This window comes from Streptomyces sp. NPDC005438, assembly GCF_040606315.1.
Classification (GTDB): domain Bacteria; phylum Actinomycetota; class Actinomycetes; order Streptomycetales; family Streptomycetaceae; genus Streptomyces.
Map to the genome: position 1 here is coordinate 88454 of NZ_JBEXEP010000006.1, position 15202 is coordinate 103655.

The following is a 15202-nucleotide window of genomic DNA, read 5'->3' on the forward strand; positions in this document are numbered from 1 at the left end:
CCCCTTCGGCCGGGCCTTCTCGATCTTGTCGTTCGGCGTACACGCTGCGGGGTTCCGCGGGCGTTCGGCACTGGGATCCCTCTACCCCTATACACGGCTTCTGATCTGCGGGCGCGCGGTTTGAGACCTCGCCAGGAGGCGGCATGGACCCGAAAATCCACCCATGTCATCCTCGGTCCAAGGGAAGTGCCCTACCGGCGGGAGGCGCTGGTGGAACTCCGCATACGGTTGCTGGGGGCGGTGGAGTTGCACGCCCAGGACGGCCCCACGCCCCTGGGAACCCCCAAGGAACGCCTGACCCTGGCCGCGCTGGCCTGGGACGCCGGACGACCGGTGAGCGTGGACACTCTGGTCCACCGCATCTGGGACGAGGCCCTCCCGGAGAAGCCCCGGGACGCGCTGTACCCGCACATCTCCCGGGTACGCCGGGCCCTGCACCGCGTCGCCGGTCCCAAGGCACCCCGGGTGCGCAGCCGTACCCACGCCTACACCCTGGAGGTCGACCCGGACACGGTGGACCTGCGCCACTACCTCCGCCTGCTGGAGGAGGCGCACCGACTGGCGGAGGCCGGCGAGGAGGAGGGCGCCCTGCGCGGCCTGCGGCAGGCCGCCACACTGCGCGGCGGCCCACCCCTGACCGGACTGAACGGGGCGTGGCCGGACCACCTGCGCCAGGTGGTGGAGGAGAGGCACCTGGCCGCCGCGTTGCTGGGGGCGGACCTCACCCTGCGCCGAGGGCACTTCACCACCACCGTCGCGGCACTGCGCCCGTTGGCCGAACTGCACGGCGCCAAGCAGTCCTTCGCCAGCAGGATGGCCCTGGCCCTCCACGGCTGCGGTCGTACCGACGAGGCCGCCCGCCTCCTGCACCAGACGCGACACCAGCTCCTCCACACCTCGGGCACCGATCCGGGCGAGGAGTTCCGCCACGTCCACCAGGGCGTACTGGCCGGCAGCCCGGTGGAGGAGCTTCTCCGGCCGAGGGTGCGACCCCTGCCGGTACGTCAGCCCGTCAGGGCACCGGACAACCTGCCCCGCCACGTCCCCTGTGTGGGCCGGCGGAAGGAACTCGACCTGCTGACCGCCACCCTCCTGGGAGACGACACCCTCGACGCGACCGACCTGGTCATCACCGGGATGCCCGGCTCCGGCAAGAGCGCGGTGGCCCTCGACGCGGCACACCGGCTGCGGACGCGCTTCCCCGACGGCCAACTGCTGGTCCACCTGCACGGCCACACCCCGGGCTGGGCTCCCAAGAGCGCCACCCAGGCCCTGCACGAACTGCTCCGCCCGCTGCTCCCGGACGACACGCCACTGCCGGAGGACCTCGACGCACTGGTCTCCCGGTGGCGGGCCCTCGCCCAGCACCGCGGGCTGCTGGTCGTACTCGACGACGCCGTGGACCTCCACCAGGTCGCCCCGCTGCTGCCGGGTGAGGGCCCCACCCGCGTGCTGGTTACCAGCCGCTACCGGATGACCGGGCTCCCCGGCGTCCCCACTCTGGCCCTGGACGTCCTCCCCCGGGAGGGCTCGGTCGCCCTGTTGCGTCATGTGCTGGGCGAGGAACGCGCCCCCGACGAGGCGGACGCGGACACCCTCGCGCGGCTCTGCGCCGACCTGCCGCTGGCCCTGATCCTGGCGGCCAGGCGGCTGCTGTCCCGCCCGGCGTGGAGCGCCGTCGACCTGGTGCGGCGTCTGAGCGGTACGCACCGGCGACTGCCGGAGATCCGTGCCCAACACGACGCCGTGACCCAGGCGTTCGAGGTGTCCTATCTGGCGCTGTCCGAGACCCAGCGGTTGGTGTTCCGACGCCTGGGTCTGCACCTGGGTCCCGAGTTCGGGGCCGAGGCCACGGCGGCGCTGTGCGGCCTCTCCCCGCAGGAGACCGAACACGTCCTGGAGGAACTGCTGGCCTGCTGTCTGCTGCTGGAGCACGCTCCCCACCGCTACCGTGTCCACGACCTGTTACGGGAGTACGCCACCACGCTCGCCGAGGCGGACGGCACCTCGGAGAACCGTCAGGCGCACAACCGGCTCCTCCTGTACTACCTGCGCACCGCCGACCGGGCGGACCGCGTGGCCTACCCCCACCGTCTCCGCCTGGACGTCCCCCACGCGGACGCCGCCACCCCGCCGGCCGATGACGCCAAGCGCTGGTTCATCACCGAGGGCCCCAACCTGCTGGCCGCCCTGGAGTATCTGCGCTCCCGTGGCACCGGCCGCCAACTCGCCTACCTGGCCCACACCTTGACCGGATTCCTGGAGGCCGAGGGCTATCTGACCACCGCCCTCCCCCGGTTGGAGGCCGCCGTCGACCACTGGCGCGAGACCGGCGACCTCTCCTCCGCCGGTCGGGCCCTGATCGACCTGTGCGCGGTCTGCTCCAGCGCGGGCCGCTACGACCAGGCACTCGACTGCGCCCACCAGGCCCGGCGGTGGGCCGAGGACCACGGGGACCAGGCACTGCTCGCCGAGGCCCTGCACCACCTGTCGATCATCCACTGGCACACCGCCCGGTACCCCGAGGCCCTGGACCTCCAACAGCGCGCCCTCACCCTGCGGTTGGCCGGACCGGACCGCCTCCAGCAGGGCAGGAGTTTCAACGCCCTCGGGATGATCTGCCTCGCCCTCGAACGCCACCGGGAGTCCCTGCGGTACTTCCTGGAGGCGCGGACCCGGTTCCGCGAAGTGGGCGACCGTCGGGGCGAGGGCACCGCGCTGCACAACCTCGCCGAGCTGTACAAGGAGTGCGGCCACCTCGACGACGCCATCACCACCTACCAACAGGCGCTGCGGCACTCCGACACCCTGGGCGGCACCAGTACGCACGCGATCCTGCAGATCAACCTCGCGGACGCGCTGTGCCAACGCGGCGCGCCCCGCCAGGCGCTCGCCCTCTACGAACGGGCCCTGCCCACCCTGCGGAGCGGGGGCGACCGCCGCAGCGAGGCGATCGCCCTCATCGGTGTCGGCCAAGCGCTCCACGCCCTCGGCGACAGCGCCCGGGCCGCCTCCCACCACGCCGCCGCGCTCACCCTGGCCCGCACGATCCACGCCACCCTGGAGGAGTGCCAGGCCCTTCGGGGGCTGGGCGAGGCCGAGGCGGCCACCGGCCACCGGGACAAGGCGCGACTACGCCTCCGTGCGAGTCTGGCACTCAGTCGGGAGATCAACGACCGTGCCGAGGAGGCCCGGACCCTACGATCCCTCACCCGCCTGTTCCCCCCAGCGCTGCCCGACGCCGACTGACGCCACCACGTACACCGGCCGTGCCCCCTACGCGCTGAGGTGCCGGGCGAAGAACCGTACGGCGCTGTCCAACTCCCAGCTCGGCAGCTCCCCATGGCGGCCGGCGTTGGCGTGCAGTGACTTCTCGGTGGAGCCCAACGCGTCGAACAGGGCAAGGCTCCGGGCGCGGGGCACCCTCTCGTCGTCCCACTGCACCAGGAACTCCACCGGGACGGTGATCCGCGCGGCCTCCTCGGCCAGCTCCGAACCCCCGCCCAGCCCCAACACGGCCGCTTGGACACGGGGTTCGGCGGCCACGAACGGCACCCCGAGCCCACAGCCCAACGACACTCCCCAGTAGCCCACGGGTCCGGTGCCCACCTCCGGCAACCGCCGCACGGCGTCCAGGACTCCGCGCCATTCCGGCACCGTCTGCCGGGCGACCAGGGCCTGGAACCCGGCGATGAGAGGGGCGAGGTCCTCCCCGGCCTCCACCCGGGCCTGGTTCTCGGTGGCGATCCGGTCGTACTCCTCGTCCCTCGGCCGGTCACCGTGATTCGGTACGTCGACCGACACGACCGCGAATCCACAGTCACTGACGAAGCGTCGGGCCCGTACCGCCATGGCGAGGGCCTTCTTGTGCTGGCCGCCGCCGTGCCCCATCAGGACGAGGGGGCGGGGGCCGACGGCGTCCTTCGGAGTCCACAGCACTCCGGGAACTCCGCCGACGGTGAAGAGTTGCTCGCGGACACCGTCGGATGACGGTGTCTCATCAAGGAAGCGCACAGCTCTCGCCTTTCGGGATGCCTCTCGCGGGCACTCCCTAGGCCACGTGGAAGAGGGAGCCCCGACCTGTCACAGCGTTGATCGGTCTCACCTCCTCGTACGCGTACGGAACACGGCGACGCCGAACCTACCACAGGGCCGCCGGAGGTTACTCACGCTCTCCGCACACGGAGGTCGGCATACACGGATTTCCACGGAAGAACTCCCGGCGAAGTGGCATCCGGGAGTGAGTTTCAGGCGCAATGCAAGAACACTTGTAAAGAATTCGAAAACATCCCAGGGATCGCACCAGTCCGATCTTGGTAAGCCTAAACTGCGGCGCACCCCAAGATCACACCGGGGTGTGCGATTGCAACGTAAACCCTTGCGCACATTTGCGTTGGGAGTTCTTCTGCGCATTCGCATCTCGCCATTTTTGAACTACGAGAAAGGGTGCACAGTGCACCGAATAGCCATCCTGGCGATCCTCGCGGCGCTTGTCTGCATTCCCTACGTGGATACGACGGAAGTACAGACCCAGACGTCGTCGACCGCCTGAGAACGGGGCCGTGCCCAGGGCGCCGCCCTGGGCACACCTCCGCACCACACCGAGCGGCGACAAGCAGAACCCGCCCCGACCCTCCGACGGGGCCACCACCCCAACCCTCCCCCGCCCTATGGCGAGTTGACCACCTCAGAGCCAAGGGCCGCGACACCATCCGCCGGCCGGAGCGGCGCCGACTCCCCACGGGCACCCCACCAGGCAAGACCCCTCACCGGAGAGGCCCGCCGACCACAGGGCAACCTGGAGGGTCGGGCCACCACGGCGGGCAGCACATCCCGGCAACGACGCGAAGCCCCCCGGACGTGGGGCCGGCGAACACCTGGCGAGAGCGCCGGAACGGCACCCCATCCAAGCCTCATCCATCTGGTGGCGTTTTTTCCTATTGAGCCCTTATCACTCGGATGCCCCTTTCTCGTGCGAGACACCGTACGTGAGGCTGGAATAGCTCATGGTGACCGTTCCCCACTACAGGAGTTCCCCATGGTCTTGTCCGTCTCCGGTGTCGTGCTTCTCGGCGTCATCGTCTTCCTCTTCTTCCGCAAGGACGGGTTGAAGCCCATCCACGCCGTGATCTGCACACTGTTCGGCTTCTACCTGGCCGGTACCGCGATCGCGCCCAGCATCCGGGCCGGCGGCGAGGGGCTGGCCAGCCTGCTGGGCGGCATCCGACTCTGAGACGTCGAGGGCAGGAGGAAGGCGTGGTACGTGAGGGGCTGGCCCGCGTTGGCGCGGGCCTCGCCGTGGTGCGGAGCGCCGGGCTGGGAGCCCGGGCGCGTACCGGGGCGGTGGACGTGTTCCATCCGGTGCTGTTGCTGGGCCGGGGGCTGAGGCGGCTCCTCGGCCTGGGGTACGAGTGGTGGCGGCGTACTCCCTCGGAGAAGCGGGCACCGACCCTGTGCCTGGTGGCCGCCAGTTGCTGGGCGGTGGCCGTGATGCCGCACGGCCCCCTGTTGGCGGTGATCGCGCTGGTGGCGGCGGCGGTGTGGCAGGGGCGGGAGTCCCCGGAGCCCGTGGAGACCGGGCCCGATCCACGGGAGCTGGAGCGGTTGGCGGCGCTGTACGAGGCTCTGGTGCCGGTGTTCGGACCGGCCGAGGAGGGTCACCCCTCGCCCCTGTACCACCGGCAGGGTTCCTGGGAGCAGGCGTTCAGTGGGCACCGTCTGGGCGAGGACCACCGTTTCGTGGAGCTGACGCTGCGTTACCCGGCGGGCTTCCCCGACGCCGACCCCGCACGCCGGCTGGAGGTGGAACGGCTGCTGGGCGCCAAGTGGGGCCGTGACCGGGAGTACCGCTTCCGGTGGGACGAGGAGGACAACCGGCTGACAGTGGTGGCCCTGCCCCCGTTGCCGACCACCGTGGTGGCCCAGCCCTTCGTGTCCGCCCCGGAGGAGACCGTACTGGGCTTCACCGACTCCGAGGCGGCGCCCCTGTTGGTGCCGGTGGACACCGGCAGCGGGACCCGGGACGCCGCCCCGGTGCTGTGGCGGCCCGGTCGCCGGTCCCAGGCGCGGCACCTGTTGGCGGTGGGCGCCCCCGGCTCGGGCACCTCGACGCTGCTGCGCTCGGTGGCCCTCCAGGCCCTGCGGACCGGGGAGTTGGTGATCGTGGACGGCGGAGGCGCGGGAGAGTACGCCTGTCTGCGGGGCCAGCCGGGGGTGCTGTCAGTGGAGTCGACGCCGGCCGGTGCGCGGGCGGCCCTGGAGTGGGCGGCACGGGAGACCGAACGGCGACTGGCGGCCGTCGGGGAGGCGCGGGGCACGGGCGGCTCCTCGCCCTGGGAGGTGCGCCGGCCCCTGTGGGTGCTGGTGGACCGGCCCTCGGCGCTGACCCACCAGGCCCGGGCCGAGGGGCGGGACGACCCGCAGGAGTTGCTGCGGCTGCCGCTGCGCCACGGCCATGCCGCCCGGGTACGGGTGGTGGTGGCCGAACAGTTGGACCAGGTGGAGTCGCTGTCCCGGGAGGTGTCCGGGTACGCGGGCGCGCGGGTGGTGCTGGGTCCGGCCCGTAGGGACCAGGTGGACGCCCTGCTGGGTGAGGCCCCGTACACGGTGCCCGCCCACACTCCGCCCCCGGGTCGGGGGTACGCGCGGCTGGGCTCGGAGGAGGTGGTGCGGCTCCAGGTGCCGGCCACCCCGGACCCGTACGACGAGGCGGCCGAGGAACGGGAGAGGCGGGCGGTGCTGGCGATGTTGCCGGAGCTGGCCGAACGACGGGCCGGGGTGGTTCAGGCGACGTAGCTGCGCGGGAGGTCGACCGCGCCGGGAGCCTGCTGGCGTACCCGTTCCACGGCGGTGGCCAGCCGGGTGGCGGCCTCCTCCGCGACGGGACCGCCGACGGTGAACGGCAGGCGTACGTAGCCCTCGAAGGCGCCGCCGACGCCGAAGCGGGTGCCGCAGGGCACGCGCACCCCGTAGCGTTCGGCGACCTCGGCGACCAGGGAGCCGGACAGTCCCCCGGTCTTGGCCCAGAGGGTCAGGCCACCGGGGGGCACCTCGTACTCCCAGTCGGGCAGGCGCCGTGCCAGGGCGGACACCAGCGCGTCCCGGTTCTCGCCGGCGATCCGCCGCTGGGTGGCGACCGCCTCCTCCCAGCCCCCGTCGGACATCAGCCGGGTGACCACCAGCTGCTCCAGCACCGGACTGCCCAGGTCGGACCAGGCGCGGGCGGCCACCAGAGTGCGGATCACCTCGGGCGAGGCACGTACCCACCCGATACGCAGGCCGGCCCACAGGGACTTGCTGGCCGAGCCGACGGTGATGACGGTGGAACCGCCCGGGTCGAAGGCGGACACCGGTGGCGGCGGCTCGACGGGGTCCAGCACGATGTCGGCCATGGATTCGTCCACCACCAGCGGGCAGCCGGCGGCCTTGGCCGCCGCGACCAGCCCCCGGCGCTGCTCCCCGGTGGCGAGGGCCCCGGTGGGGTTGTGGAAGTCGGCGACCACGTACGCCATCCCGGGGGCGGTGTCCCGCAGGGTGGTGGTCCACGCGTCCAGGTCCCAGCCCCGCAGTCCCTCCCGCGTCGGCACGGTGACCAGGCGGGCTCCGGCGTCCCGCAGCAGTTGGAGGACGTTGGCGTAGCTGGGGTGCTCCACCGCGACCCGGCCACCGTGGGAGACCAGCAGCCGGCACAGTGCGGCGACCGCGCCCATCGCCCCGGTGGTGACCATGATCTGCTCGGGTCGGGTGGGTACGCCCCGGCGGGTGTAGCGGTCCGCCAGCGCCTGCCGGAGGTCGGCGATCCCGGCCGGGTAGTCGCCGTGGGTGTGGATGTACGGCTGCACCACGGACAGCGCCGACTCGAATCCCCGGCTCAGCCAGGGTTCCGGTGCCGGCAGGGCGGCGCAGCCCAGGTCGATGGTGGTGCCGTGGCTGTCGGGCGGGAGCGGGGTGAGCGCCCTGGTGGGCAGGGGGTTGCCGGCCGGGACGGTGGTCCAACTGCCGGCGCCTCGACGGGATTCGAGGTAGCCGTCGGTGCGCAGGGCCTCGAAGGCGGCGGCCACCGTGGTGCGGCTGACGCGCAGGGCGGCGGCGAGTTCCCGCTCGGCGGGGAGGCGGGCGGCCACCGGGATCTGCCCTTCGAGCAGGAGCCGTCGGATGCCGTCAGCCAGCGCGCGGTAGGCGGGGCCCTGGCGGCCTCCGGGGCGTTCGGCCCGGGGTTCCGCCCCCAGCAGCCGGGCCAGTTGGGGCGCGCCCACCACTGAAGTCCACTGCGCCATCAGACCAGTCCACCTCTCCTCGATTGGCTATGGCTGGCACCCCTACACGGTCCACAGAATGCCATGCGTCAGGCCATTCCTGCCATGAGGGAGCGACTGTGGACCCCGAACCCGACCAGCCCTCGCCCTCCTCTTCCGGCTCCCCGGCCGCCCCGGGTGGTGGCCGACTCCCCCGCCGTACCGCGCAGTTGCTCGTCGGGCTGGCCCTGTACGGGGTGAGCGCCGGACTGCTGGTGCGGGCCGGGCTCGGGCTGGAGCCGTGGGGGGTGCTGCACCAGGGGATCTCCGAGCGGACCGGACTCACCATGGGCGTGGTGACGATCATCGCCAGCGTCGTGGTGCTGGTGCTGTGGATCCCGCTGCGCCAGCGCCCGGGCCCGGGCACCCTGGCGAACACCGTGCTGGTCGGCCTCTTCATGGACCTGGCGATCGCCTGGACGCCCCCGGTGGAGTCGCTGGCCGGCCGGTCGGCGCTGATGGTGGGCGCGGTCCTGCTGAACGGGACGGCCACCGGGATGTACATCGCCACCCGCTTCGGCCCGGGGCCCCGCGACGGGCTCATGACCGGGCTCCACCGACGCACCGGCCGTTCGGTACGGCTGATGCGCACCCTGATCGAGGCGGTGGTGCTGCTCTCGGGGTTGCTGCTGGGCGGCACCGTCGGGGTGGGCACGGTGCTGTACGCGCTGGCCGTGGGGCCGCTGGCCCAACTGTCGCTGCGGATCTTCGCGGTCCCGGCGGGAAAAGGCTCCCTGGTGGTGGCGCGGGGCCGCCGTAGGGGGCGCGAGATACTGCGCTGGTGAACCTGTCTCGCCATCCCTTCCTCGACGCACCCGCGCCCCTGGCCTTCGCCCACCGGGGCGGGGCGGCCGACGGCTCGGAGAACACCCTCGCCGCCTTCCGGCGGGCGGTCGACCTCGGGTACCGCTACCTGGAGACCGACGTCCACCTCACCGCCGACGGCAGGCTGGTGGCCTTCCACGACCCCACCCTGGACCGGGTGACCGACCGCGGCGGTCACCTGGCCCGGCTGCCCTGGTCGGAGGTGTCGCGGGCCCGGCTGCCGAACGGCGAGGGCGTCCCCCTCTTCGAGGACCTGTTCCTCCAACTCCCCGGCGTCCGTTGGAACATCGACGTGAAGGTGGCTCCCGCCCTGCCGGTACTGCTGGACCTGCTGCGCCGGTACGACGCCTGGGACCGGGTGCTGGTCGGGGGGTTCGACGAGGCGTTGGTGGCCCGGGCCCAGCGGGAGTCGGGGGCGCGGCTGGCGACCTCGCTGGGCCGGCGCGGGGTGCTGGGGCTGCGGCTGGGTTCCTGGGGGCTGCCCGCCGGCTTCCGCGCCGAGGCCCTGGCCGCGCAGGTACCGGTACGTTCCGGGCGGCTGCCGGTGGTGGACCGGCGGTTCATAGGGGCCGCCCACCGGGCCGGGCTCCAGGTACACGTCTGGACCGTCAACGAGCGCTCACAGATGGAGGAGCTGCTCGACCTGGGGGTGGATGGCATTATGACCGATCGCATCGAACTGCTGCGTGAGGTGCTGACGGAACGAGGGGTGTGGGGGGACTGATCCCACCCCGGGCAGGGGAGCGGGATGACGACCACCACCGAGGTGCGGGACGAGGCGGCCCGACGCAGATACGAACAGCGGGGCTGGTACTTCTACGACTGGGCCAACTCGGTCTTCGCCACCAGTGTGCTGGCGGTGTTCCTCGGCCCCTACCTCACCGAAGTCGCCAAGGCCGCCGCCGACCCGGAGGGCTTCGTCCACCCGCTGGGCATCCCGGTACGGGCCGGCTCCTACTTCGCCTACGTCATCTCCGCCTCCGTACTGCTGTCGGTGCTGGTGGTGCCGGTGGCCGCCGCCCTGGCCGACCGGCGGGGGCGGATGAAACCGACCCTGGCGGTCTCCACCTACGTGGGAGCCGCGGCGACCACCGGGATGTTCTTCCTGGCCGGCGACCGCTACCTGCTGGGCGGGGTCCTGCTGCTGGTGGCGAACGTCGCCTACGCGGTGTCGGCCACCCTCTGCGACGCCTTCCTTCCACACGTGGCCACCCCGGAGGAACGGGACCGGGTGTCCGCGCGGGGATGGGCGTTCGGCTACGTGTCGGGGGCCCTGGTGCTGGTGGCGAACCTCGGACTGTTCCTGGGCCACGAGCGGTTGGGGCTGACCCAGGGCACGGCGGTACGGATCTGTCTGGCCGCCGCCGGCCTGTGGTGGGGGCTGTTCGCCCTGGTGCCCCTGCGCCGGCTGCGGGACCGGCCGGCCGTCCGTGAACGGGAGGGCGGCCGGGGAAGCTGGCGGCAACTGGCCCACACCGTACGGGAGTTGCGGGGCTATCCGCTGACCCTGCTGTTCCTGGGCGCGTACCTGCTCTACAACGACGGCATCCAGACGGTGATCTCCCAGGCCTCGGTGTTCGGTTCGGAGGAGCTGGGGCTGGAGCAGCAGACCCTGATCGTGGCGATCTTGCTGGTGCAGATCCTGGCGGCGGTGGGGGCGACCCTGCTGGGCTGGCTGGCCCGGCTGTTCGGGGCGAAACGGGTGGTGCTCGGCTCGCTGGTGGCCTGGACGCTGACGGTGTCCGGCGGGTACTTCCTGCCCGAGGGGGAACCGCTGTGGTTCTTCGTGCTGGCCGTCGGTATCGGTCTGGTGCTAGGTGGCAGCCAGGCGCTGTCGCGTTCGCTGTTCTCCCATCTGATCCCCCGGGGCAAGGAGGCGGAGTACTTCGCGCTCTACCAGGTCAGCGACCGGGGAACCAGCTGGCTGGGGCCGTTGATCTTCGGGCTGACCTACCAGTTCACCGGCAGTTACCGGGACGCGATCGTGTCCCTGGTGATCTTCTTCGCCCTCGGTTTTGTCCTGCTGTGCATGGTGCCGGTCCAGAAGGCCGCGCGGGCCGTGGGCAACGAGGCACCCGGCGGGATTTAGCCGCCGGGCCGCCGGGCCGCTATCCTACGCAGTCGGTTCCCCACCACTTTCCGTCACCACCCCACCGGGTCCCCAAGGAATCCGGCCCGGGGCGTGACAGGAGCGACGTGGCTGGGTAATCGCGTAGGCGAGGGAAGTGGCGCGACGGGCACGGTGGACTCTCACGGGAATCATCACCGCTGGCCGGGCGTTGGACCGGAAGACGACGACAGACACCTGTCCTGTGGGCGACCAAGCCCGGGAGGCACGATTCATGAGTGAGCGAGCTCTGCGCGGCACGCGACTCGTGGTGACGAGCTACGAGACCGACCGCGGTATCGACCTGGCACCCCGCCAGGCCGTGGAGTACGCATGTCAAAGCGGCCATCGTTTTGAGATGCCGTTCTCGGTCGAGGCCGAGATTCCGCCGGAGTGGGAGTGCAAGGTGTGCGGCGCCCAGGCACTCCTGGTCGACGGCGACGGTCCAGAGGAGAAGAAGGGCAAGCCCGCCCGTACGCACTGGGACATGCTGATGGAACGGCGCACCCGTGAGGAGCTGGAGGAGGTGCTCGCCGAACGTCTGGCGGTGCTGCGCTCCGGCACGATGAACATCGCGGTGCACCCGCGCGACAGCAAGCGCAAGTCCGCCTGAGTCGCAACCGCACCGCCTCGTGAGGGGCTGGCCCACCTGCCGTGGTGGGCCAGCCCCTCACCTGTTTCCGCAGGTCTTCGTCGGGGCGCCACACACCAGAGCCCCGACGAGACGCTGCCGGGGCTCTGGTACGCGGACAGGGGAGGTCAGGCGGACGAGGACGGCCCCTGGCCGGACGGCGGCTCCTCGTCCCGTACCACCTCGCCCTGGACGACCTTGCCGTCCGGGCGGTGGATACGGGCCTGCTCCCCCATCGTTCTGGCCTGCTGGTAGGCGTCGCCCAGCCCGCCCGGGGCCAGTGCCCCCTTGCGCTCCAGATAGCGGGTCGCTCCCCCGCGCAGCAGCGCGGCGGTGGGCGGGAACAGGCACAGCAGCCCGAGGACGTCGGAGGCCAGCCCGGGCACCATCAGCAGCAACCCGCCCAGCATGGCCATGGCGTTGCCCCCGCCCCGGCCGCGCCGGGGTGGTTCACCGGCGCGCAGGCTCTCGGTCAGCTCCGCCCAGGCACGGCGGCCGGCCCGCTTGATGACCACGGCGCCCAGCACGAAGGCGCCCACCAGCAGGGCGAAGACCGTCAGCCCACCGGCGGCGGCGCCCACTCGCAGCAGCAGCCACAGTTCGAGCAGCGCCCAGGCGGCCACCACCAGGGGCAGCAGGGTCCGGGCACGTGGGCGGCGCCTGCGGGGGCCTCCGTCGGGCGGGGGCTCCTCGGAGTGCGGAGGCTGGGAGTACGGGTCGGGTACTGCGCTCGTCATGCTCTCAAGTGTGCCTGCGTCCGCGCAGTTTGTTCACCTTGCCCCGGACACCCCAGGCGGTGATCCGCCACAGCGCCTCGACCATGATGTCCCGGCTCATCTTGCTGTCGCCACGCTCGCGCTCCACGAAGGTGATCGGCACCTCCACCACGTGGTAGCCGGAGTGGACCGCGCGGTGGGCCATGTCGACCTGGAAGCAGTACCCCTGGGAGGCGACCCGGTCCAGGCCGAGGCCCTCCAGGGTCTCCCTGCGGAACGCCCGGTAGCCGCCGGTGACGTCCCGGATGGGGACGTCCAGCAGGACACGGGAGTAGAGGCTGGCGCCCCGGGAGAGGTACTCGCGCCGCTTGGGCCAGTTGACGATCCGCCCACCGGGCACCCAGCGGGAGCCCAGCACCAGGTCGGCGTTCTTCAGGGCGGTCAGCAGCCGGGGCAGCTCCTCGGGACGGTGCGAACCGTCGGCGTCCATCTCCACCAGTACGCCGTAGTCCCGCTCGATGCCCCAGGCGAAGCCGGCCAGGTACGCGGCGCCCAGCCCCTCCTTGCCCTTCCTGTGCAGCACGTGGACCTGTTCGTCGGCCTCGGCCAGACCGTCGGCGATCTTCCCGGTGCCGTCGGGGCTGTTGTCGTCGGCGACCAGGATGTGGGCCTCCGGCACCGCCTCCCGTACCCGGGTGACCGCGGACTCCACGTTCGCGGCCTCGTTGTACGTCGGGATGATCACCAGTGTGGTGCCGAGCGGCCCGTACTGTCGCTGCTCACCGCTGGTCACTGCTGTGCCTCCTCGCCTGCGCCGGCGCCTCGTGTCGTCTCCCGGGTGCCGTGACCTCGCGGTTCGGCACCCCTGCCCCTGGCCCTTCTGGCCAGCACCCAGGCGGTGCCCCAGGCTCCCACACCCGCCAGGGCGAGGATCCACTCCGGTGTCGGTCCGACCCGGTCGGCCACCGTCAGCTCGTCCCGCAACGGCAGGTCGGCGCTGATGACCTCGCGGGTGAACTCCCGGGTACGGTGCTGAACGGTCCCGTCGGGGGCGACCACGGCGCTGATGCCGCTGGTGGCCGCGGTCACGATGGCCCGGCCGTGCTCCACGGACCGCAGCTTGGACATGGCCAGCTGCTGCTCGGGCTGCCCGGTCCTGCCGTAGGTGGCGTTGTTGGTCTGGACGACCAGGGCTCGGGCCCCCTCCCGGACGGTGTCCCGGGGGATCTCGTCGTAGGCGATCTCGAAGCAGATCACGTCGCCGAGGGTGGCCGGGCCGGTGTCGAGGACGCCGGAGTCCTGGCCGGGGTAGAAGTCCCGGGTCACCCGGTCCAGCCGGCTGATGACCTTGCTCAGCTGGTCCCGGAAGGGCACGTACTCCCCGAAGGGGACGGGGTGCTGCTTGGTGTAGGTGTCGCCCGGGCCCTTGTCGGGGTCCCAGACGATGCCCTGGTTCTCCACGTACCCCGACTTGGTCGGGTGGTCCACCAGCGCACCCACCAGCACCGGTACGCCGACGGCCGCTACGGCCTCCTCGATGCGCTCGCGCACCACCGGGTACCTGGTGGGGTCCAGGTCGGAGGCGTTCTCCGGCCAGATCACCACGTCGGGCTTGCGCTCCTTGCCGGCCTCGACCCGCTTGGCCAGTTCCAGGGTGGCGTCCACGTGGTTGTTGAGGATCTTCATCGGGCGCCCGAGGAAGTCCATGCCGGGCTTCTGCACGTTGCCCTGGACCACCGCGATCCGCACGCTGTCGTCGGCCGAGGTCGGCACCGGGACCGCCAGCCCCGAGCCGGTGACCAGCGCGGCGCCCAGTACGGCGCCAGCGGTGGGGGCCACGGCGCGCGCCCCCGGGCGGCCGGTGCCGCGCAGCCGCCAGCCGGCCACCACCGCGCAGGCCAGCAGGGTGCCGGTGAGCGCCACCGCGAAGGTCACCAGGGGGGCACCGCCGAGCGCGGCGAGGGGGGTGAAGGGCGAGCCGGTGTTGGCGAAGGCGAGGCGGCCCCAGGGGAAGCCGCCGAAGGGGAAGCGGTCACGTACCCACTCCTCGGCTACCCACAGGCAGGCGCCCCACAGGGGCCACAGGGGGAGCCGGGAGGTGACGGACAGGCCGGCTCCGAGGCCGACCAGGTAGAGGCACTGGATCAGGCTGAGGCCCAACACCGCGTCCCAGCCCACCACGTGGAGCCACTTGAGCAGGAAGAAGAAGAACGGCAGTCCGAAGGCGAAGCCCAGCCAGGCTCCCTGGCGCGCGGTGCGGCCCCGGGTGAGGAGACTGAGCGCGGCCGTGGCCGCCAGGGACAGCGCCCACAGTCCGTACGGGGGGAAGGCGAGCCCGAGGGCGATGCCGCTGAGGGCGGCCAGGGCGGTGGGCAGCGCCTCCCGCCGTACCAGGGCCGTCAGCCGGAGCCGGCGGCTGCGGGAGGCGGCGGGGGCGTGCTGCGTCTCATCAGTCCGGTCGGTGCGCTCGTCGAAGGACGCGTCCGGGGACGAGGGGGACGAGCGGGGGGTGGCCGGGCCGCCCTCGGCGGTCTCGGCGTTGGTCACAGGGCCCGATGGCACGGTCGCGCCTTCCTGGAATACGTGCGGTGGTGAAGGCGACGGTACAACGCTGACGGCTACCGGTGAT

At 72.1% G+C, this 15202-nt stretch carries 12 protein-coding genes; 7 read left to right on the forward strand and 5 right to left on the reverse strand.

What is annotated here, in order from left to right:
* The first annotated feature begins 210 nt into the window (after positions 1–210).
* Entirely contained in the window at positions 211–3249 is a 3039-nt protein-coding gene (locus tag ABZT14_RS14625; RefSeq protein ID WP_356301489.1) for a tetratricopeptide repeat protein, read from the forward strand.
* A 27-nt stretch (positions 3250–3276) separates the two neighbouring features.
* Here ABZT14_RS14625 and ABZT14_RS14630 read toward each other — a convergent pair whose 3' ends face one another.
* A complete protein-coding gene (locus ABZT14_RS14630; RefSeq protein ID WP_356301492.1) occupies positions 3277–4014 on the reverse strand; it encodes an alpha/beta hydrolase in 738 nt (245 codons plus the stop codon).
* Between the two features lie 1024 nt (positions 4015–5038).
* Here ABZT14_RS14630 and ABZT14_RS14635 point away from each other — a divergent pair.
* Both ABZT14_RS14635 and ABZT14_RS14640 read left to right on the forward strand, forming a co-directional pair.
* Entirely contained in the window at positions 5039–5233 is a 195-nt protein-coding gene (locus tag ABZT14_RS14635; RefSeq protein ID WP_356301495.1) for a hypothetical protein, read from the forward strand.
* Positions 5234–5256: 23 nt separating this feature from the next.
* On the forward strand, positions 5257–6795 hold the full coding sequence (locus ABZT14_RS14640; protein WP_356301498.1) for a hypothetical protein: 1539 nt from the start codon (positions 5257–5259) through the stop codon (positions 6793–6795).
* On the opposite strand, the gene ABZT14_RS14645 is transcribed toward ABZT14_RS14640, so the two are convergent.
* Positions 6783–8276: a PLP-dependent aminotransferase family protein gene (locus ABZT14_RS14645; RefSeq protein WP_356301501.1), complete on the reverse strand. Its 1494-nt coding sequence runs from the start codon at positions 8274–8276 to the stop codon at positions 6783–6785. The two genes, ABZT14_RS14640 and ABZT14_RS14645, sit on opposite strands and share 13 nt — an antisense overlap.
* Positions 8277–8374: 98 nt before the next feature.
* Here ABZT14_RS14645 and ABZT14_RS14650 point away from each other — a divergent pair, with 98 nt between their 5' ends.
* The 4 genes from ABZT14_RS14650 to ABZT14_RS14665 all read left to right on the forward strand — a co-directional run bounded on the left by ABZT14_RS14650 (position 8375) and on the right by ABZT14_RS14665 (position 11839).
* The gene (locus tag ABZT14_RS14650) at positions 8375–9079 is read left to right on the forward strand and encodes a hypothetical protein (RefSeq protein WP_356301504.1); all 705 of its coding nucleotides are present in this window, start codon (positions 8375–8377) and stop codon (positions 9077–9079) included.
* On the forward strand, positions 9076–9843 hold the full coding sequence (locus tag ABZT14_RS14655; RefSeq protein ID WP_356301506.1) for a glycerophosphodiester phosphodiesterase: 768 nt from the start codon (positions 9076–9078) through the stop codon (positions 9841–9843). Before ABZT14_RS14650 ends, ABZT14_RS14655 begins: the two co-directional genes overlap by 4 nt.
* Positions 9844–9867: 24 nt before the next feature.
* Positions 9868–11208 (forward strand): MFS transporter, encoded by a 1341-nt coding sequence (locus ABZT14_RS14660; RefSeq protein ID WP_356301510.1) that lies wholly within the window; start codon positions 9868–9870, stop codon positions 11206–11208.
* Positions 11209–11461: 253 nt separating this feature from the next.
* Positions 11462–11839 carry an RNA polymerase-binding protein RbpA gene (locus ABZT14_RS14665; RefSeq protein ID WP_356301513.1) on the forward strand — a complete coding sequence of 126 codons (378 nt, stop codon included), beginning with the start codon at positions 11462–11464 and terminating at the stop codon, positions 11837–11839.
* A gap of 146 nt (positions 11840–11985) precedes the next feature.
* On the opposite strand, the gene fxsA is transcribed toward ABZT14_RS14665, so the two are convergent.
* Genes fxsA through lnt form a run of 3 tightly spaced genes read right to left on the reverse strand, consistent with a single transcriptional unit; the run spans position 11986 to position 14976 of the window.
* On the reverse strand, positions 11986–12594 hold the full coding sequence (fxsA, locus tag ABZT14_RS14670) for an FxsA family membrane protein (RefSeq protein ID WP_356301515.1): 609 nt from the start codon (positions 12592–12594) through the stop codon (positions 11986–11988).
* 4 nt (positions 12595–12598) lie between these two features.
* On the reverse strand, positions 12599–13366 hold the full coding sequence (locus ABZT14_RS14675; RefSeq protein WP_356301517.1) for a polyprenol monophosphomannose synthase: 768 nt from the start codon (positions 13364–13366) through the stop codon (positions 12599–12601).
* A complete protein-coding gene (gene lnt / locus ABZT14_RS14680) occupies positions 13363–14976 on the reverse strand; it encodes an apolipoprotein N-acyltransferase (RefSeq protein WP_356302234.1) in 1614 nt (537 codons plus the stop codon). Before lnt ends, ABZT14_RS14675 begins: the two co-directional genes overlap by 4 nt.
* Between the last annotated feature and the right edge of the window lie 226 nt (positions 14977–15202).

Excerpts from the sequence above, each read along its gene's own strand:
- ABZT14_RS14645 (WP_356301501.1), bottom strand. The coding sequence starts at position 8,276 with ATGGCGCAGTGGACTTCAGTGGTGGGCGCGCCCCAACTGGCCCGGCTG.
- ABZT14_RS14665 (WP_356301513.1), top strand. The coding sequence starts at position 11,462 with ATGAGTGAGCGAGCTCTGCGCGGCACGCGACTCGTGGTGACGAGCTAC.
- ABZT14_RS14635 (WP_356301495.1), top strand. The coding sequence starts at position 5,039 with ATGGTCTTGTCCGTCTCCGGTGTCGTGCTTCTCGGCGTCATCGTCTTC.
- fxsA (WP_356301515.1), bottom strand. The coding sequence starts at position 12,594 with ATGACGAGCGCAGTACCCGACCCGTACTCCCAGCCTCCGCACTCCGAG.
- ABZT14_RS14660 (WP_356301510.1), top strand. The coding sequence starts at position 9,868 with ATGACGACCACCACCGAGGTGCGGGACGAGGCGGCCCGACGCAGATAC.